The following is an 18655-nucleotide window of genomic DNA, read 5'->3' as shown; positions in this document are numbered from 1 at the left end:
ATGCCGCCGCGAACCGTCATACCGTCACGGTATCTCTTAGCCGCTAACACGTAGCGGGATCTATACCGCCGCGGCGCTAACAAGTAGCGGAATACTTAACCGTCATACCTTAACATAGATCCCGCTAACACGTAGCGGGATGACGAGGCTTATCGTCATACCACCGTGAACCGTCATACCGCGATTCATTCGCGGTATCTCTTAGCATAGATCCCGCTAACACGTAGCGGGATGACGAGCTTATCGTCATGCCGCCACGAACCGTCATATCGCCGCAGACCGTCATACCGCGATTCATTCGCGGTATCTCTTAGCATAGATCCCGCTAACACGTAGCGGGATGACGAGGCTTATCGTCATACCACCGTGAACCGTCATACCGCGATTCATTCGCGGTATCTCTTAGCATAGATCCCGCTAACACGTAGCGGGATCTATACCGCCGCGGCGCTAACAAGTAGCGGAATACTTACCGTCATACCTTAACATAGATCCCGCTAACACGTAGCGGGATTACCCCGCCAACAATGTTGCAAATTTTTCTTTTCTTCTCGATTATTTCCAGGAGAGTTTGGTAGCTCTTTTACACGAAATACCACATTTACGTCCTCAAGGTTAATTTCAATTCTCTTGACTAACGTTCTAATAATATCACGTTTAGTTAGCCAGTCTGCGTTATCAAGGTTTGATGTAATATTGGAAGAAAAGTCTTCTAAATTGGTTACAACCAAAGTTAATTCCTGTTTTAATTTCTTTTGATCGAATATCCTTTTCTTCTCCTCTTCAATTGTTTTTAAACTTTGTTTCATTGCTTTAATTCGTGGTTCAAATTCTTCTTGATTAATATATTCTTGAGCATAACTATCAATAAGTCTAGCAATACCACGTTTTAATTTATTTTCTTGTTTCTCTAGTAAATCGCTTTTTTGATCCCATGATGATTTTTTAAGCTCTGAAAGTCTACGCCTGTATTCTTCTAAAACCCTATTTGGATTTTTCAATAAATGCTTAACCTCTTCCCAAACGGCTGTTTCTAATGCATCTGTACGAATGTGTTTATTATCACAAATTTTATTACCACCAAAACGGTAAGAATCTCTACCAATACAACGATAATAAGCATAATGATCAATTTTTTCTCCTCGCTTATTTCTTACAGGACTTCCGTAATATGCATAACGACAACGCTTACATACGATTAAACCTTGTAGTAAATATTTTGCTCCTCTTTCTCTTGTCCTTGCTATTTTTCTATTCTCAGCTAATTGTTCTTGAACTATATCAAATACATCTTCGTCCACTATATTTGGCACTTTAACATAAATCCAATTTGCTTTTTCAACAGAATAGGTAGAGTAATTATCTTTCGGTTGTTCACAAGAATGTTTCTGTGGTCTGATATGTTGTAACTTTATACCTACTTTTGTTTTACCAAAAGCCGCTTGTCCTTTGTAAGCAGGATTTTTTAACATACCCCAAATCACACTTCTATCCCAGTACTTTTTTCCTGTTCGTGTTATAATAGACATAGTGTTTAGCCGACGACACACTTCCCCAATACTTGTCCTTTCTCTTCCTATCCACAAAAATACTTTCCTAACAACATTAGCTTCTTCTTCGTTTATTTCAAATAAAGCTTGTCCTCCTCCCATATATTTATCTATATAACGATAACCATAAGGAGCTCCTCCCATTACGCTTACACAACCTTTATTAGCTGCATAAATCTTTCCGCGACGACTTCGTTCCATAATTTTCGCTCGTTCATATTCTGCTATCATACCTTGCATTTGTAACAGCAATTGAGATTCTGGATTATCGTTAATCTCATAATTTAAGAAAACCGTTTCTGCTCCTGCTTTCTCAAATTCTTCAAGTAATACCATTTGATATGCATATTTTCTAGATAAGCGATCAGGTGAATGAATGTAAATTCTATCAATTTTACCTTCTGTTACTTTATCACGTAACTTTTCTAGATCAGGACGGACTAGATTAGATCCACTGTAGCCATTATCAATAAATTTATACTCACTTAATAATTTGTATCCATCCGTACTAATTTGCTTCTCTAAAGCTGCAACTTGACTTGCTATTGTATTTTCTTGTGCTTGTTTCCCCGAAGAAACTCTTGCATATAAACTCACTGTTACCATTTGATCCTCCTTGAATCCCATTTTTATGTTTTAAATTTTTTTGGCTTACTTGCTTTGACACGGCTTTTTCATAAGCATCTAACAAATACTTTTCTGCCAACCGGTTAGTTTCATAGCTACAGCTAATCCGTATAGCTAATCTCTTATTTCCCATGAACTTTCCTTGAAATAATATGTTCATATCATTCATTGAAACTGATGGTTAATTGATTGTTGGCACTATAAATAAATGGCACTCTTGTTTTTGGACATAGAAGTTTTCGAGAAATGCTTTTCTCTAATTTTACGTTTTTTGCAACATTGTTGGCGGGGTAATCTCACCGTTGCTAGCTTGTGTTGCATTACACGGATTAGAGCAACATGTCAAAAAAGCATTAACAAACGAACTCTTTCAATGCATGAAAAGAAAATATGGTAGGATATCGCATAGAAACGCGCAAAAGTCTATTAGTGTAATTTTCTACTGTGATGATTTTGTCATCATACATGAAAACGAAGAGATTATTCTTAAAGCAAAAATTTTAGTTGAAGAATGGTTAGAAACCATTGGACTAAAATTAAAGCCCTCTAAAACAAGAGTTTCTCATACATTAAGAACCATTGACGAAACAAAACCAGGATTTGATTTTCTTGGATTTTCAATAAGACAATATCCAATAAAAGAAAGTAAGAAAGGTTACAAGTTATTAATCGAACCAAGTCGTAATTCTATAAAACAGCATACACTAGCTATTAAACATAAACTCAGAGAAATGCGTGGAGCACCACAAGAACGGGTGATAAAGGATCTCAATCCAATAAACAGAGGATGGAGTCAATATTACTCCTCGGTAGTTTCATGTAAAATCTTTAGCTCATTGGATAATATTATGCATAGAAAACTCTGGAAGTGGGCAGTTTTTAGGCACCCAAACAAAGGGAGATGCTGGATAAAAAGAAAGTACTTTAAGAAGTATAATAACGAAAACTGGCGCTTTATGACAAGTAACAAGGTACGTCTTACTATACACAGCGATCATGTTATTAAATGACATATCAAAGTGCAAAAAACCAGATCCCCATATGATGGTGATTGGGTATATTGGGGTAAACGTCTGAGAAAAATACCAGATAAGCCACTAGGAGTAATAAAATTATTGAGGTTGCAACAAAGTAAATGCGATAATTGTAGACTATGGTTTAAAAGTGATGATACAATAGAAATACATCACAAAGACCGGAATAGACGAAACAATATGATCACAAACTTATCTTTGTTACATGGACATTGTCACGATGAATTACACAGGAGGTGTGCATGAAAAGCACCAAATTAGAGAGAAGCCGTATGAGGCGCAAAGTCTCACGTACGGTTTTGCAGTCGAGTGAGGAAGGGCGACCTTCTTCACTTAGACAACAAGTTAGTAATAGCTTTCCCTTGACGTTTATGTAGACCAAGCTCTATCTGCATCACCATAATGTTACGTGACCAGCCATGTTCAATAGCTTCTTTTATGTAGAATAGCCTCGCTTCTTTGTCCTGAACTAAGTCCATTAGAAATACATTATGTCCCCACGGCAATTGGGCAACAAGTTGTTGCACAAATTCAATATCTTGATACTCCACTGCAAATTGACGCATATATTTCAAGTTTCTCGTGCTAAAACCTTTCATTTCCGGGAATTCAGCCTTTAAGTCTCTACTTAACTGCTCAATTACTTTAGATCCCCAACTCTGACTCTTTTGTTTTTCTAGAATCCGCGTTCCAATATAATGATAAAGCAGTAGCAGTTCCTTATTTACTGTTCTTGCTGCCTTATAACGGCTTGTTGCAATACGATCTTTCAACTGCTCTAAAAATTCTGTATATTCTTTTCCTATAATTTTTGTCATAGTGTTCCTTTCAACGATTTTTATCATTATATGATCCCTTTATTCGTTGCAATAACAATCTTTCTCTTCGGCTTCACACCTGCAACTTTTAACTCTGCTTTGATTCGTTGCCTGAGCTCCAATAAATCCTTTATTTGAACTTCCCCGTACCGAACTACATGGTCACCATATGCAATTGAGACAACCCTTTCCCCGCTTTGCAGCTTCTTTATCGCTTCTTCAACTTGGGCTAAATATTCACTGCTGTACATTCTTCTCACCCAGCCATCTACTCTTTCTTACCTTTTTAGGCTTTTTAGTTTTTTCACCTACTAAACTCTCCCATTTACTCTCTGGCCATCTGTCTACTCCCAGTGCTATCGATGCTGCTCTTGCATAAACTCTGCAATCTAGTACTTCATTTCGATCTCTTATCTTTTGCCATTCTTGCTTGGTATACCCTTTTACTACTTTGGTAATTAGTTGCTCTGCGGTTAGCTGCTTAAAATATTCAGGTGGATACTCTGGAAAATGACAATACCCCGGCCCGTTTTTTAAAACATTAAGTAGCTGAAAAAGCTCTGACTTTAATATCGATACCCCAACTGGCCACAGCTTCATTCCTTTCTTTAGCTTTTGTCCGCTAACTGTTACATCTACTCTACTTGGGCTGCTAAGTGGCACTAGCGCTTTGTTTGCTCCTTTCACTGCCATTACTCTCCCAGATCCTTGATGACTCCTTACCCAGTTGTATACCTCTTGTGTTGCATACCCAGCATCAACCGCCATCATACTTATCATGTATTCAAGCCCATTTTCACCGATAAAATGATGATTTAATAACTCCGAAAGTTTTCCCCATACTTCTTCTCCTCCCGGATCTCCTTCAAATACTTGGTAGTCTATTGACCAACTTTCTCGATTTCTTCCCCATGCTACAATTTCTGCCTCTAAACGATCTTTTTGTACATCAACCCCTGCCGTTAACACTACTTTGCCACACTTGCATTGCCTTTACCGGTGATAAAACGTTTTATCGTCTTGACAGGTACACCTTGATAAGGTATATGATGCTTTTCACACCAAGTAGCTAAAACGGCAAAGAAACCACCATAACAATGCGCAGCATCAGTTCCAAGGTGTCTTCTTACTTCTTCAAAATACACTACAGAAATGTCTTTCAAGGAATTAAGCCAATTACTAAAACTTAAAAAGCACATGCCACCTCCGCTGAAACGGCTACCATGAAAACTCTCACTTCCGCTTTGAATTACTCCATCTGTAAGAATAGCCCAACCTGTTTGTTTGCCGAGGTCGAGTGTTAAAATAGACATCCTAAATTACAAAGACCCCATCTTGATAACGCAAAAAATGACTAAATTCTCTGAACTGTAGAACACGTTCATCACTTGCTTCTTCTGATCTAGATAAGTAAAATGCCCTATTATGCCACATATCTATATTTGTATCGTGTTTACACAGCAAAACAGCGCAATTTACTGTCCTTGCTATATTGGCACAACAAAGCTGCATTACGGTGAGTACAGATATTTTCATCTCCTCCAAATAAATCTGAAGCTGCATCCAATATCACAAGTTTTGGTTGAAAAGATTTTATGTCTTCAAGCAAATCGTGAAAATAAGGGACCTGTATAGCTGTCATTGAAAACTATAAGTGAATTATTTTCACCTACTCGAGATAATAAACGAATATTGTTGACAAGATCAGGATTCAGTTGGTATAACTCATTTATTGCACATTGCTTGCGTATAAGATCTTTTTTTTCGTCCTCACAAAATAAAGCATATGTCTTAACTTGTTTAACATCTATACTGAGCCAAGGTTTTCCGGTAGCAACTGCTGTCATTAATTGCTGAACGAGAAGGGACTTACCAACTTCATAATCACCACTGAGATATCCCTACAGAGAGCCAATTTTGTACTGTGAATTCTTTTTCAGGAGGTGAACCAACCCACTTTTACTCTTGAACAATCTATTGCATTTATCATAAAATTACCAAAACATTGACTACGAGCAGCACTAAATATCGTTTGGTTCCTTCAAAATACACTAGCAATTTATAGTTTTTTGCTGACCAACAACGGAAATCCAAGAATCATCCTACAAGGTAATCTGTTTCATTGCCCCTATACTAATGTATTACCGTGTTTCTCATGGTTTTTTATGATGAATTTGAAAAAAAGTTAAAATAATTTTAAATTGCAAAGTTGATTGTCGGCTACATAGCTGTGTTTTTACAATTTTTTCAAATTTTTCTTTACAAAGCATAAAAACCGTGATAAACTTGCAAGCAAGTTTGTTTTGTAACAGTAAGATTACTAAAGATGCCTTTTATTTGCGTTTTAAAGGGGTCTACACGCATTAATTTAAAAAAGAAGGATTTCTTTCCTACCTAAATTACAAATAGTGTTATAAGGACCTCCTAAAGCGTTTTAAAGGGTAGGGACATTTTGTCACCCTCCTTATGGTAGAAGTAACATGAGTTGGCTATTGCAAAAACATCAAGTGAGTTTTATAAATAAGACCTTCATACAAATTTTTTCTTTACAATGAATAAAAATGACGCTAAACTTACTCGTAAGTTTATTTGCACCAATGGAATCATTAGAAACACTTTTTATTTGTCTTTTAAAGGGTGTTACAAGCGTTAAAGCTATCCCAGAGTTACAAAATCGTTTTAAAACGCAATTATGGACCTTTTGGTTTTCACCTCCTTTATCGGATAACTTTATATTTTTATTATAGGTTGTAGTAAGAGGGAAACGAACAGAGATATTGTATACAACTTTTTCTATGTATCAATTGACTGGCTCTGCGTCTAAAAATTTGTCACTTAAAGCAGAAGGTATTATATATGCAGTACATGGCTAAGGAAGTATATGAACAACAAATCACTAGATTATAATGAAATTTTGTTCTATGAAACAGATGACGGAAAGGTATGTATTGAAGTTAGATTTGAAAATGAAAATCTATGGCTTACTCAGAAACATATGGCAGAGTTATTTGACTGTTCAATTGATAATATTTCATTGCACCTAAAGAACATTTATCTATGTAAAGAACTAGACAAAAATTCAACTACCGAGGAATCCTCGATAGTTCAAAAAGAGGGAGAAAGAGAGGTAAAACGTGATGTAGTTTTCTACAATTTAGAGGCTGTGATATCAGTTGGTTATCGTGTTAATTCAGAGCGTGGTACTGCTTTTCGTACATGGGCAACTGATAAACTAAAGAAGTATATTTTCAAAGGTTTTGTGATTGATAGCAATAGATTTAAAAATGGCTCTAAATTTGACACTCGATTTTTTGATGAGTTACTTGAAGAAATTAGAGAAATTCGTGCAAGTGAGCGTATGGCTTATCAGAAAATCACAGACATTTATGCAACTTCAGTAGACTATGCAAGTTGTTCATCTGAAACGAAAAATTTCTTTGCTGTAGTACAGAATAAATTGCATTTTGCTATTACTGGAAATACAGCAGCAGAAATTATTGCAAATAGAGTGGATGGAAGTAAACCTAATATGGGCTTAACAAATTGGCGTAAGGCACCTAAGGGAAAAATCTTTCCTTCCGACACGCAAGTAGCAAAAAACTATTTAGATAAAAATGAAATTGCTCAGCTAAACAGAATAGTAAATATGTATATAGATTATGCAGAGTTTCAAGCTGCCAGAGGTAAAATAATGTATATGAAGGATTGGAAAGAGAAACTTGATGCATTTTTAAAATTTAATGAGCAAGATATATTGCAGAGTTATGGCAAAGTCTCTCATGAAGTAGCAATTACCTTAGCTACAAAAGAATATGAGATATTTAGAAAAACACAGGACAAGTCATACAAGTCAGACTTTGATAAATTGATAGAAGAAAAGAAAAGTCTTGATCAAAAAAGTGTAAAAGCTTAGGGCTAAATCTCATAAAAGTAAAGAAATCAGGAAGAGGTAAAAATATAGAATCGCTTTATATTGTTTCTTCTGAGCGTTTATCTTTTGCCAGATAGCTTGAAAGAGGTGTATATGAGCTGAAAAATATCAAGTGAGTTTTCTAAATAAGACCTTCATACAAATTTTTTCTTTACAATGAATAAAAATGACGTCAAACTTACATGTAAGTTCATTTGTACCAATAGAATCATTAGGAATACCTTTTATTTGCCTTTTAAAGGGTGTTACAAGCGTTAGTTAGGTCAGGGTGGTATACTCCTATCCTCAGATCATAGAATCGTTTTAAAACGCAATTACGGGCATTTTTCTTTTCCTTTCATTCTTTTCCCCTTTTTAGCTTTAATGACACTAGCAGTATGTGTTTTATATACTTATATTTTCTATTCTAATATTTATTTATATTACTTTATATATCTACGTATGTATTATTTACATATATTATATAATATATAGGTTTTCGGAAATTGGAAAGCAGCTAGTCTGGCAGGTTTGAGTGTTACCAAATTGACTAAATTTTTTTAAAATGGAAACGTAACATTGTTTATATTTAGTAGCTGGAAGTTGCCGAATTTCAATAGGTTAGCTGCAATACACTCTCATTTCCAAAACTTGGTAAATTCTCCGGAAACGTTGGAAATTGGGTAGGTCCGGAAATCATTTTTGCTGTACTTTCTAGAGACAAAAAAGCTCACAATTTTCAAAAGTTTAGGAGTTAGCTATTTCAAACTTTCCTGCACCTAAATTAAAATCACCTTTACCCTTAGCAAATGGTCCAGTTGGAATGTCAAGCCACTTATCCTCTTTTGAACCTGTAGACATCACTTTAACTAACTGCTTTACCTGTAAAAGTTCCTGTACCATACGCTCTAGTCTATCCCTTCCCATGCTGTGAAAAACTTCAGGTAGTCTATGCCGTTGCTTATATACTCCTGTGCTTCCTGTGTGAGTAAATGGGTGTACTGCAACAGCAGATCGTGTAATTGCATCAGTAAGACATATTTTAAGGTCTTTTTCACTAGCATTTTTAACTGTTAGTTGTATTGTTATATCTTCTAGTAGCCCTGTTTCCTGATTTCTTAGGTAAGTTCTTACAGTGCGATCAGCTAAACCATTGGCCTTCACAACTGCCCCATGAAACAAAGCATTCTGTCTTGGTGTTTCTCCTACTGCTTTAAAGATTTCTAGCCTAGCTGTATTTTCTATTGGCCAAAAAGCGTATGAGCATCTAACACCATTAACAAGAGCAGAGGTACCTCTAATTGCATCGCGTGCTTGTTCAGCAGTTAATATTGGTTTTTCTCCTTTTGGCTTTCTCATGTGATGAGCAGTAATTATCGAAGCTCCAGTACTACATGCTAAATCAGATAATAAGCACATTAGATAATCCCCTACAGCAGGATCAGCATTTATATCTGCATGGATAAATGAAGCAAGTGGATCAAATACTATCAATTTCAGATCTTTAATTTCCTCGAGCTGTTTCATTACGGATTCGAATTCAGGAGAAACTTCGACGATTTTACCACGAACATTTCTGAGTATTGTAAGTGATCCTCTAACGTTTGGCAGTGGTACAATAAATAATTTATCTTTATGTTTCAACCTTTCACACTTAGGGTCGAGTCGTTCTAAGCGGCGGTGTATCTCACCCGCATCATCTTCTGCTGAAAAAATCACTACTGATCCATGTTCAACAACAAGTGAACCAAAACCACATACTTGATCTGTATCACTTGCAACCTTAAGCGCTAGGTCAAGAAGAAGCATACCTTTGCCGGTATCTCCCATTGCTGCTATTATTGAAGTAACACCTAAAGGAAATAGACCTTCAACAAGAAACTTTTGCTCTGGTACCGGACCTACAAAGCGCTCTGCACTCCAATCTAAAATGTTAAGTGGCTGTTTTGTGGATCTTTCTAAACTTTTCATATTTGAAGTATCAGTAGCTGGAGTATCAATAGTAAGTAACAGAGTTGAAGCTAAAAACTCTTTGACATCTATACCTTTCTCTACACAATCAGCAGCATCCCATTTCTCAGGTTTACCTTGCGGAATCTCAAGAACAGCAAGTGATGCAACTCCGATCTCTAAAAGCTTTTTTTCAACATTTTTAGCATATTTTTTACCTGCTTCATCATTATCTGGCCAAATGATAATATGCTTACCTTTAAGTGGTGACCAGTCTGTTTTATCAATTGGTGCGTTTGCTCCAGACATTGTTGTTGTAGCTGCAATCCCTTGTTCTATCAGCACTTCAGCACATTTTTCTCCTTCAACCAGAATAACTTTATCAGACTTCAAAATGCCTGGAATATTGTATAGAGGCCTTATTTCTGGTGAAGCATAATTCAACGTTTTAACATCAAATGGACGATATTCTTTTCCTTCAGGTGGATCATATCGGTAAACTATAACAATAACTTGGTTGTTTTCATCGTAATAATTCCAGCTACAAGTCAGGTACTGTTCTAGATCTTTGATACTCTTTTTTTCTCTAGTGTGTTGTTTGCCAAGCCATTCACTTATAGAAGCCATTACTTCAGGAAACTCTGTCCTGGCGTTTTTTCTATGCACAGCCGCCCAAAGATCGATAATGTCACCACCGTCCCCGGTTGCGAAATCATTCCATAACCCGGCTTTACTGCCACTTAGCTCTACTCTTAAACTTTTTCCTTTATTACCCCAGATATCACCTACTTGAAACTCATTTCTGCAAAAAGTGCCATTAGGTAGTAAGTACGGAAGACACGATCTTATCTGCAACAATAGTTCTGCTTTTAATTCTTCACTGCTTAAACCGAAATTCATAGTTCAAAACCTTTAAATGCTCCCTATATGCTCTATACCGTAATTGCTGCTTGTTGTGCGCCATCACCATTATTTAAATTGCTATCGCCATTATTCTCAGAAAAAAAGCACAGAATATCAGTAGGTTAAAAATCGCATCGCAATTATTTAATTTTGCTCCGCAATTACAATCAGTCTCCGAAAACGATCACTCTTGAAGAAGTTAATTATTCAAGAAAAATTATGAAATCGCAGAACTCTTACTCGGGAATTAATCCTATAGTTGTTAAGTACGTAAAGTATTATGCAAAATGTCTTAAACGCCTTAAATGTTTTGCCGATGAAAGTATTGAAGATATTGAACAAGAACTTTTTTTACTTGTTTGGCCAACAATTATTCAATATGACGAGAGTAAAAGTTGTTTTGTCGCTTTTGTTAAACAACTCGTTAAGTGCCGTGCCATTAACTTAGTGTATAGGCAATCATGCGAAAAGCGTGGTGGCAAACAAGGTATATTATACATAGATCATACTATTTTAGATAACATTGCTGATGAAAGGTGCCGTTTTGAAGATGAAATAGCAGACCGTAGTGATCTTGATTACATTGTCTCAACACTACCTCAAGAATGGCAAGTTCTATGCAGACAGCTAGAAATCTTCAGTGTTCCAGAAGTAGCTGAAATACGTGGAATAGCAAGGACAACAGTCTATGACATTCTCAGAAGAATAAGACGACATACAAAAAAAGTTTTCTAGAACCTCCGACAACAGAGAACCATTCCGGTATATAAAACATAGGGGGAGATTATGACTCTAAAAATAATAAGTAACGAAGAAAGAGTAAAAACAGTAACAGGTGTAAAAATGGTAATCTTTGGACCTTATGGAATCGGCAAAACTAGTCTACTTAAAACTCTCGATGAGTCGACAACACTCTGTCTTGATTTTGAAGCAGGGCTTTTAGCCGTGCAAGACTGGAAAGGAGATTCAATCAGCGTTCGTACTTGGAATGAGGCAAGAGATATAGCTTGTCTTATTGGTGGGCCAAATCCTGCACTGAAGTCTGATCAAGCATATAGTCAAAGGCACTATGAGCATGTATCTGGCAAGTACAAAGATCTTTCTTCGGAGTTTTTTAAATATCATTGCATTTTTATCGATAGTATCACTGTTGCATCACGTTTATGCTTTTTATGGGCAAGGATGCAACCTGAAGCTTTTTCTGATAGATCGGGAAGAGAAGATAAAAGAGCTGCTTACGGCACACTTGCTCAGGAGATGATGGCTTGGCTCAATCAGTTTCAACATATTCGGGATAAAGACATCATCATAGTTGGCACTTTAGGTCAGTATCTTGATGATTGCAATCGTCCAACCTGGCTGCCTCAATGTGAAGGGGCTAAAACTGCCAGTGAAATTCCTGGAATTGTTGATGAAGTAATCAGCATGGTTGGAATCAAGAAAGATGATGGCACAGAGGTACGTTCATTTGTCTGTCAGACGATTAATTCCTGGGGATACCCTGCTAAAGATCGAAGTGGATTGTATATTAAATCAAAGCCGCAAGGCTATAATGAGCAAGGAGTGATACTGTTAACTGGATTGATTGGTAGAAATCGTAGGGATCTTAGTACACTCCTAGCTAGAAAAAATGTAGTACGAACGGTAGGGGGATCTAAAAGATCGAATCACAATCCTGTACAGCATTTGCATTATTATTTGATTATATTTATAGGTACAAAAATGGCTAGAACAGTTTTTATGGGTATTGATGTTTCAAAAGAAACACTTGATATCTCAATCAACAATAAACATCAGCGTATAGAAAATGTAGAGACAGCTATATCTGAGTTTATAAAGTCAAAAATAGTTAACGTATTTGTTAGGTTATGTGTAAACAGGTGGTTATGAAAAACTTGTCATAAAGTTGTTAAGGGAACATAACATAGCTGTTCACAGAGCTCACCCAAATCGGGTATATGCATTTGCAAAAGCCTGCAACCACTTTGCAAAAACAGATAAATTAGATGCAAAATTACTAGAAAAATATGCTGAATTTATCACAAAAAATGACGAGGTAATAGAATACATAGTTTCACAAAAGCAAGAAGAACTAAAAGAGCTAAGAGCAGTTGAGCGCAATCTAAACGATACGCAAATAAGTGTCGTTTGCATAAGGTTACAGGAAAAGCCAGGGAATATATAGAAAAACAGATAGAATTTGCAAAAAAACAATTAGAGCAAATTAGGCAAGACATAGAAGATATAATAAACCTGATTTGAAGGAAAAAAGCAAACTGCTAACTAGCTATAAAGGTGTTGGACGGAAAACCGCAAGTATCCTACTCATAGAGGTATCTGAACTTGGTAGGTTAGATAATAAGGAAATAGCTTGTCTAGTTGGAGTTGCACCAAAAACTAGTGAAAGCGGAAGGAAAGTGAGCAAGGCCCAAGTCATAGGTGGCAGATTTTATGCCCGAAAAGCATTATACATGTCTGCTGTGGTTGCAATGCGTCATAATAAAAAAATGAAAGTATTTTACCAGCGTTTAGTTGACTCTGGCAAAGCCGCTAAAGTCGCTTTAGTTGCTGTAATGAGAAAAATCATCATTTGTTTAAATGCTATGATAAAAAACAATAATTTTTATCTTGATGTTTAAGACGGTAGATGCCTTGTAAGGATCATCGTCCTTAATGATAGAAAAAACTGCTTCTTTTAGTTCGTCATAATCCATAAAACCCCATGTCTTTACTACAAAACTTATGCTAATTACTGTGCCTCATCTTTCCCTATTAAGAAAATCTCTGAATAACATCAACGCCTAATTTGAAAAAGCTCGGACACCACGTAGAGAACGCCCTCCCTAATGGAAGACAAAACCCCTGAAACACCTTCTCACGCAACATAGCTACCTCTTGAAATGAATAGAAAAAACCGCTTTCCTATCCATGCTAGCAACTACATTTTGAGCATGATATTCCATCATTAAAACTTGTCAACCATCATTTAGAAATTTTTTTGAAATAATTTTTGATGAAAGTTTTTAATGGATTATTGTTAATTTAGCAATATATGTTACTAATAACTTAAATAATATAACCATTTCCAGCAAGCGTGAGAACAATTTTGTTGGGAATGTGTTGGTCAAGAGTTAAGATCTTGGATGTTTTGGAGCATCTTTAGTGAATAAGCATTTCCTCCATTTTCAAGTTTCCGGATCGAGGTTTAGAGAGTTTTTTACTATTTGTATTGCTCTGCCTCTGTTGCTCTGATAGCTGCTCTTTGATGATGGTAATTTTATATCATTACACTCTGAATATAATAACTTTGCACAATGTTATACCAAAGAGTATAATAAAACTTATATCAAATACTTTACAAGAAAAAGTGGTGGTAGAGGCAAAAGTGAACATTAATAAGAAGGAAAGCGCATGCTAGAGCTTGAAAAAGCAGCAAGAATAAAAAATATTATTGAAAGGTTAAATGGCGTATGATATAATATACATAGTGTAAAAATATAAATAATTTTATTGACATCTTTACGTTAACACTTCTTAAATGTTTAGTACTGTAGAATTAAATTATTAAGTTTTATGAAGGGAGTAAAAATGATGGAAAGCTTTTCAGGTAACAATAAAGACAGTAATTTTATTGAGGGGACAAAAATAATGGAAAATTTTTCAGATAATAACGAAAACGGTAGCTCAATCTTCCAAGGAAAAATCAGGGAGCAAGATTTCTCTGCGGAGCAGAAGTTAAATGAACTGAAAGCAGCCATAGAGAAGCTTGACAGACAAGATTTGCTCAGAAGGCTCGAGTGTGAGCGTCAGGCTTCTAGTTGTATCGATGAAATATCATCTCAAGCAGAGCTACATATCGAAGATGGTGACGGGGGCTACTTCGATTGTGAAAAATCACTGGGAGATTCCTGGAGTTTCTTTGAACCTCTCTTCAACCTCTTTGAAGTAGATGTAGATGATCCGAAAATCTACCAAATGCTCAAGGAGAAGAAGGAAAAAAACCTGATTGCTGCGATAATTAAGTTTTTGCGTGATAAGCTTAAGGAGTTAATCAAGAAGATCTTCAAAAGTAATTTAGATTTGAGTTGGGACAAGAGGTTGGACAAAGAGATAAAAGAATTGCAGGAGAAATTGGGCAGTGGTGAGTTATCAGAAGAGGAGCTTGCAAGGGTGCTCGAACGTCTACAAGCCTTGACGGATCTAAAATTGAAACTTCAGATGTTCCTGGTTGGATGGGCTATCACAGCTTTTGCTGAGATTTTTGGAGTCGAACTAGCAGCTATAGTAGAGGCATCTACAGAAAAAGAAGATAAAAAAGCAGAAAAAACATCATTAAAGGAAGAAGCAAATAAAGAAGTTCGTGAAAACGTAGAAATGAAGGTAGATAAAAGAGAAAAACCTAAAGTGCCAGTTTCCCTTTTTGAAGTTTCACCAGGATTTGTAAGGCCAATTCCTCTGAGCAAACCAGAACTTGATCTTTTACCAAAACCTATAATGCCTCCTATATTTAAAGAGGTTAATGAGAATCGCGAGGTAAAAGAAACAAAAGTGAAAGTGGAAGAAGAGAAAAAAGCGAAGCCTGAGGAACCGAAGAAAGAGGTGTGTCCACCGAAAGCTCCGGAGAAGGAGGAGACAAAACAAGATCAGCGAAAAAGAGGTGGAAAATTTAAACTTGGTGATAAGCAATCAAGAAAAATCAATCGGGATAGCTTTCCTGCACACAATTATCCAATTGGTGATTGGCAAGAGCAAGCTTCATTAGGCACTAGTGGTAAGTCTAATGCTAGTGCTGCAAGTGATGTTCAACCACCAAAAGGATTAACTGATGATATAAAAGTTGAGAAATGTGTGGAAGGTCAGTCAGTAGGGAAGGCACCATCGAAGGGATAGCTAGTACTTAGATGACAAAAAAGGGTGTCATTAAAGTAGCTGACACTGGAATGGCTTTGTTGCATAGCACCTTAAGCAGTGATGGTTTACGACAAATTTATGTAATGATTTCAAATTTAGCCATACCAATATCAGTGAATTTGTTGAGCAAATAGCACTTAATTAGTAATTCTTTTTCACGATTTACTTCAGATTTATTCCTAAAGCTAAATCCAAATACTTGCTTCAACCTTGAGAAAAATCCTTCTATGTAAGATCTCTTTCCATAAATTGCTTCCTTTTTCCACTCTTTTACACCATCTTGTCCATATAATTTTATTAACCTAATAGCAGCATTCCTGTCAGACATATAATCTATTTTTGAATGTTCTGCTGCATCCTTTTTTGGTAGAACTTTTGTCTTTATATCGTATTTCTTACACAATTTATAAAGTTTGTGCCTATCGTATGCCCTATCTGCATATAATGCTTTTATTTTGTGCTGAAAATTAACTTCTTCAAGCAAATCGCAAGCTCCATAGTGGTCAGAGTAGACGCCATTACTGTATCTTGCAGCTATAGCTTTTTTACTATTCACACTTAACATAACATGTAACTTTCTTACTTGCTCGTAGCTTCGGTACTTTCTATCTGCACTGTTTTCCTTACTGTGGCCAGGAGTGTTACTGTAAATGCTGATACTTGTGCTATCTATGATAATTTCAATATTTTCCATGTTGCTTTTATCAACCCTGCAATCATTTATCTTAATATTAAGTTTTTTAAACCTTCTTGATGCTTGTGAATAGCTGATAACTGCCAAATTTTTTCCTATTTGTTGCAGATATCCTTTTATAAACCCCACCGTTTGTCTTAACCCAATTCTAAAAAGATTGACAATTATATGCACCAAAATTACGACTTTATCACTGTAAATATAGTTGCCGCCCTGCATTTTTGGACTATTTTCATACCAATTTTCGATAGCTTCATCGATGTAACGAAAAATATTTCCCCTTTTTTCAAGGAATTTGTTATATTCGTTTTGGTTACTGACTTTCATTTTCTGTGGCATATTTTTTCTTCAACAGTTAAATGGTTATTTATAATGAATTTTGTCAGTAGCCACCAGATTTTTTCGGTTGCTATGCAACAAAGCCATTCCAGTGTCAAGCACTGGAATGACAAGAAGAGGGTACTTGGATAAGAGGCATTGCCCTTCTGGTAGGCCCAAATCACAATGTTCGTACAGTTATGCGTTATGCGCTGGAATGACAACGTAAGGTAAATTTTTCAACATCCCAAAATTACAGAATTTAGTCTGTTTAATTAAGTGTGAACTGTTACACGAAAATTTTGTAAACAGATTAATATGCCCTGTTTTTGCTATTCATCTAAAAATGGAGCCATAGAGTACGTTGATGAGCATAAGCAAATTTTAATGCAAAAATTACTATCAGAAAATAGATTATGCAAGAGGTCTAATTGTTCTGCCGCAATTTTGCTCTATCAAACTTGCCACATTTAATATTCCAGCTTCGTCATAATAATTTCCAATCACTTGCAAGGCAAGTGGTAAACCCTCATTGGAAAGCCCAACAGGAACAGAAATAGCAGGCAATCCTGCAAGGCTTGCTGGCACGGTAAACACATCATTGATGCACATAATTAGCGGATCTGGCTTTTCATTTAAGCCAAAAGCTTCTGTTGGAGCAGATGGCACAAGTATGTAATCTATTTTTTCAAACGCTTTTATAAAATCATTTCTGATTAATGCTCTAATGCACTGCGCTTTTTCGTAATATTCATTATAATGACCTGAAGAAAGCGCATAAGCGCCAATTAAAATTCTTCTTTTCACCTCTTTACCAAAACCTTCTGCTCTTGTTAGTGAATACATTTCTTCAAGGGTATCAGCATCAACCCTTAATCCATAACGCACACCATCGTAACGAGCAAGATTGGATGAAGTTTCAGCAGAACAGATTAAATAATAGACCGGTATTGCATATTTAGTATGTGGCAGAGTAATGTCAACAACTTCAGCGCCATTTTCTTTTAAATAGGAAGCAACTCTTTCCCAATTATGAACTATTTCCTCTGAAATTCCATCCATCCTATATTCTTTTGGTATACCAATACACTTACCCTTGACATCACCATTTATAAAGCTAGAAAATTTAGGCACTGGCTTTTCGCTCGATATTGAATCTTTTTTATCATAGCCACAAATTGCTTCCAGCATTAATGCTGAATCAGAGACAGAACGAGTAATGACTCCTGCTTGATCCAGAGAACTCGCAAATGCAATCATACCAAAACGCGAGCATCTTCCATAAGTTGGCTTTATTCCAACTACTCCACAATAAGCTGCTGGTTGGCGTACAGATCCACCGGTGTCGCTTCCTAACGCTCCAGCGCATAAAAATCCAGCAACCGATGCTGCAGATCCACCAGATGATCCACCAGGAACAACTTTTTCCCCATCACTTTTTCTAATCCACACATTTTCAACAGGGCCAAAATAGCTGTTTGTGTTCGCAGAACCCATAGCAAATTCATCCATATTAAGCTTACCGAGCATGGCTGCTCCACTTTTTAAAAGCAAGTCAGACACCGTAGATTCGTAAGTCGGAACGAAATTTTCCAGCATTTTTGAGCATGCTGTTGTTTTTATTCCTTTTGTACAGAATAGATCTTTGATGCCAACTGGTATACCCATGAGCGGCGAGATTAAATCATCCTTTTGCCTAGAGAAATGTTCATCTGCAGCTTTAGCAGCTTTCATTGCTATCTCTGGGGTTTTTGTTATAAATGCATTTAATTTCTCATTTTCAACCGCACTGATGTGCGCCTCCACGAGTTCAACAGCGGAAAAACTCCTTTTTTTGAGCCCGTCATGCATTTGTGTAATACTTAACTTTTTTAGTTCATTCATCAATATTTAATTTTTAGCAAGACGTTAATTATAACATGGCACGATAAAAAATCCAT

14 protein-coding genes and 5 pseudogenes are annotated in these 18655 nt (G+C 36.2%); 7 read left to right on the top strand and 12 right to left on the bottom strand.

Annotated elements, in window-relative coordinates; all coding sequences use genetic code 11:
* Nucleotides 1-124: 124 nt before the first annotated feature.
* A complete protein-coding gene (locus OOK92_RS01115; RefSeq protein ID WP_264735979.1) occupies nt 125-298 on the bottom strand; it encodes a hypothetical protein in 174 nt (57 codons plus the stop codon).
* Between the two features lie 199 nt (nt 299-497).
* Nucleotides 498-2177: a recombinase family protein gene (locus tag OOK92_RS01110; RefSeq protein ID WP_264735978.1), complete on the bottom strand. Its 1680-nt coding sequence runs from the start codon at nt 2175-2177 to the stop codon at nt 498-500.
* Nucleotides 2178-2479: 302 nt separating this feature from the next.
* Here OOK92_RS01110 and OOK92_RS01105 point away from each other — a divergent pair, with 302 nt between their 5' ends.
* Complete coding sequence (locus OOK92_RS01105; RefSeq protein ID WP_264735977.1) at nt 2480-3187, top strand: group II intron maturase-specific domain-containing protein; 708 nt, start codon at nt 2480-2482, stop codon at nt 3185-3187.
* A 9-nt stretch (nt 3188-3196) separates the two neighbouring features.
* On the top strand, nt 3197-3457 hold the full coding sequence (locus OOK92_RS01100; protein WP_264735976.1) for an HNH endonuclease signature motif containing protein: 261 nt from the start codon (nt 3197-3199) through the stop codon (nt 3455-3457).
* An 86-nt stretch (nt 3458-3543) separates the two neighbouring features.
* Here OOK92_RS01100 and OOK92_RS01095 read toward each other — a convergent pair.
* The 6 genes and pseudogenes from OOK92_RS01095 to OOK92_RS01070 all read right to left on the bottom strand — a co-directional run.
* Nucleotides 3544-4029: pseudogene (locus OOK92_RS01095) on the bottom strand (DUF1016 N-terminal domain-containing protein); the annotation flags it as partial.
* A gap of 26 nt (nt 4030-4055) precedes the next feature.
* Nucleotides 4056-4280, bottom strand: coding sequence for a gpW family protein (locus OOK92_RS01090; RefSeq protein ID WP_253309098.1), 225 nt, complete (start codon nt 4278-4280; stop codon nt 4056-4058).
* Nucleotides 4267-5004: pseudogene (locus OOK92_RS01085) on the bottom strand (terminase gpA endonuclease subunit); the annotation flags it as partial. The pseudogene OOK92_RS01085 and the gene OOK92_RS01090, both read right to left, overlap by 14 nt.
* A 5-nt stretch (nt 5005-5009) precedes the next feature.
* Nucleotides 5010-5342 (bottom strand): annotated as a pseudogene (locus OOK92_RS01080) (Holliday junction resolvase); the annotation flags it as partial.
* Between the two features lies 1 nt (nt 5343).
* Complete coding sequence (locus OOK92_RS01075; protein ID WP_264735974.1) at nt 5344-5565, bottom strand: hypothetical protein; 222 nt, start codon at nt 5563-5565, stop codon at nt 5344-5346.
* A 65-nt stretch (nt 5566-5630) separates the two neighbouring features.
* Nucleotides 5631-5876, bottom strand: coding sequence for a hypothetical protein (locus OOK92_RS01070; protein WP_264735972.1), 246 nt, complete (start codon nt 5874-5876; stop codon nt 5631-5633).
* Between the two features lie 1034 nt (nt 5877-6910).
* On the opposite strand from OOK92_RS01070, the gene OOK92_RS01065 reads away from it, so the two are divergent.
* Nucleotides 6911-7942 carry a virulence RhuM family protein gene (locus tag OOK92_RS01065; protein ID WP_264735971.1) on the top strand — a complete coding sequence of 344 codons (1032 nt, stop codon included), beginning with the start codon at nt 6911-6913 and terminating at the stop codon, nt 7940-7942.
* A 744-nt stretch (nt 7943-8686) separates the two neighbouring features.
* Here the strand turns inward: OOK92_RS01065 and OOK92_RS01060 are convergent.
* Complete coding sequence (locus tag OOK92_RS01060; protein WP_264735970.1) at nt 8687-10789, bottom strand: AAA family ATPase; 2103 nt, start codon at nt 10787-10789, stop codon at nt 8687-8689.
* Nucleotides 10790-11011: 222 nt separating this feature from the next.
* Between OOK92_RS01060 and OOK92_RS01055 the strand changes: the two genes are divergently transcribed.
* The 4 genes and pseudogenes from OOK92_RS01055 to OOK92_RS01035 all read left to right on the top strand — a co-directional run bounded on the left by OOK92_RS01055 (nt 11012) and on the right by OOK92_RS01035 (nt 15682).
* Entirely contained in the window at nt 11012-11527 is a 516-nt protein-coding gene (locus OOK92_RS01055) for an RNA polymerase sigma factor (RefSeq protein WP_264735969.1), read from the top strand.
* 51 nt (nt 11528-11578) lie between these two features.
* Nucleotides 11579-12313: pseudogene (locus tag OOK92_RS01050) on the top strand (ATP-binding protein); the annotation flags it as partial.
* A gap of 201 nt (nt 12314-12514) precedes the next feature.
* Nucleotides 12515-13431 (top strand): annotated as a pseudogene (locus tag OOK92_RS08525) (IS110 family transposase).
* Nucleotides 13432-14380: 949 nt separating this feature from the next.
* A complete protein-coding gene (locus tag OOK92_RS01035) occupies nt 14381-15682 on the top strand; it encodes a hypothetical protein (RefSeq protein ID WP_264735966.1) in 1302 nt (433 codons plus the stop codon).
* Between the two features lie 97 nt (nt 15683-15779).
* Here the strand turns inward: OOK92_RS01035 and OOK92_RS01030 are convergent, their stop codons facing one another.
* The 3 genes from OOK92_RS01030 to gatA all read right to left on the bottom strand — a co-directional run bounded on the left by OOK92_RS01030 (nt 15780) and on the right by gatA (nt 18599).
* On the bottom strand, nt 15780-16736 hold the full coding sequence (locus OOK92_RS01030) for an IS5 family transposase (RefSeq protein WP_264735368.1): 957 nt from the start codon (nt 16734-16736) through the stop codon (nt 15780-15782).
* On the bottom strand, nt 16721-16849 hold the full coding sequence (locus OOK92_RS01025) for a hypothetical protein (protein WP_264735964.1): 129 nt from the start codon (nt 16847-16849) through the stop codon (nt 16721-16723). Before OOK92_RS01025 ends, OOK92_RS01030 begins: the two co-directional genes overlap by 16 nt.
* Nucleotides 16850-17129: 280 nt before the next feature.
* Complete coding sequence (gatA, locus tag OOK92_RS01020) at nt 17130-18599, bottom strand: Asp-tRNA(Asn)/Glu-tRNA(Gln) amidotransferase subunit GatA (RefSeq protein WP_264735962.1); 1470 nt, start codon at nt 18597-18599, stop codon at nt 17130-17132.
* Nucleotides 18600-18655 lie beyond the last annotated feature (56 nt).

This window comes from Wolbachia endosymbiont (group A) of Rhinocyllus conicus (assembly GCF_947250775.1).
Taxonomy (GTDB): Bacteria; Pseudomonadota; Alphaproteobacteria; order Rickettsiales; family Anaplasmataceae; genus Wolbachia.
Note: the sequence above shows the minus strand (reverse complement) of the source record. Positions and strands in the feature narration are given on the sequence as shown.

Bases quoted from the DNA above. Each gene is read 5' to 3' on its own strand.
- OOK92_RS01115 (WP_264735979.1), bottom strand. From the start codon at position 298: ATGAATCGCGGTATGACGGTCTGCGGCGATATGACGGTTCGTGGCGGC.
- OOK92_RS01110 (WP_264735978.1), bottom strand. From the start codon at position 2,177: ATGGGATTCAAGGAGGATCAAATGGTAACAGTGAGTTTATATGCAAGA.
- OOK92_RS01090 (WP_253309098.1), bottom strand. From the start codon at position 4,280: ATGTACAGCAGTGAATATTTAGCCCAAGTTGAAGAAGCGATAAAGAAG.
- OOK92_RS01075 (WP_264735974.1), bottom strand. From the start codon at position 5,565: ATGAAAATATCTGTACTCACCGTAATGCAGCTTTGTTGTGCCAATATA.
- OOK92_RS01070 (WP_264735972.1), bottom strand. From the start codon at position 5,876: ATGACAGCAGTTGCTACCGGAAAACCTTGGCTCAGTATAGATGTTAAA.
- OOK92_RS01065 (WP_264735971.1), top strand. From the start codon at position 6,911: ATGAACAACAAATCACTAGATTATAATGAAATTTTGTTCTATGAAACA.
- OOK92_RS01060 (WP_264735970.1), bottom strand. From the start codon at position 10,789: ATGAATTTCGGTTTAAGCAGTGAAGAATTAAAAGCAGAACTATTGTTG.
- OOK92_RS01055 (WP_264735969.1), top strand. From the start codon at position 11,012: ATGAAATCGCAGAACTCTTACTCGGGAATTAATCCTATAGTTGTTAAG.
- OOK92_RS01035 (WP_264735966.1), top strand. From the start codon at position 14,381: ATGATGGAAAGCTTTTCAGGTAACAATAAAGACAGTAATTTTATTGAG.
- OOK92_RS01030 (WP_264735368.1), bottom strand. From the start codon at position 16,736: ATGCCACAGAAAATGAAAGTCAGTAACCAAAACGAATATAACAAATTC.
- gatA (WP_264735962.1), bottom strand. From the start codon at position 18,599: ATGAATGAACTAAAAAAGTTAAGTATTACACAAATGCATGACGGGCTC.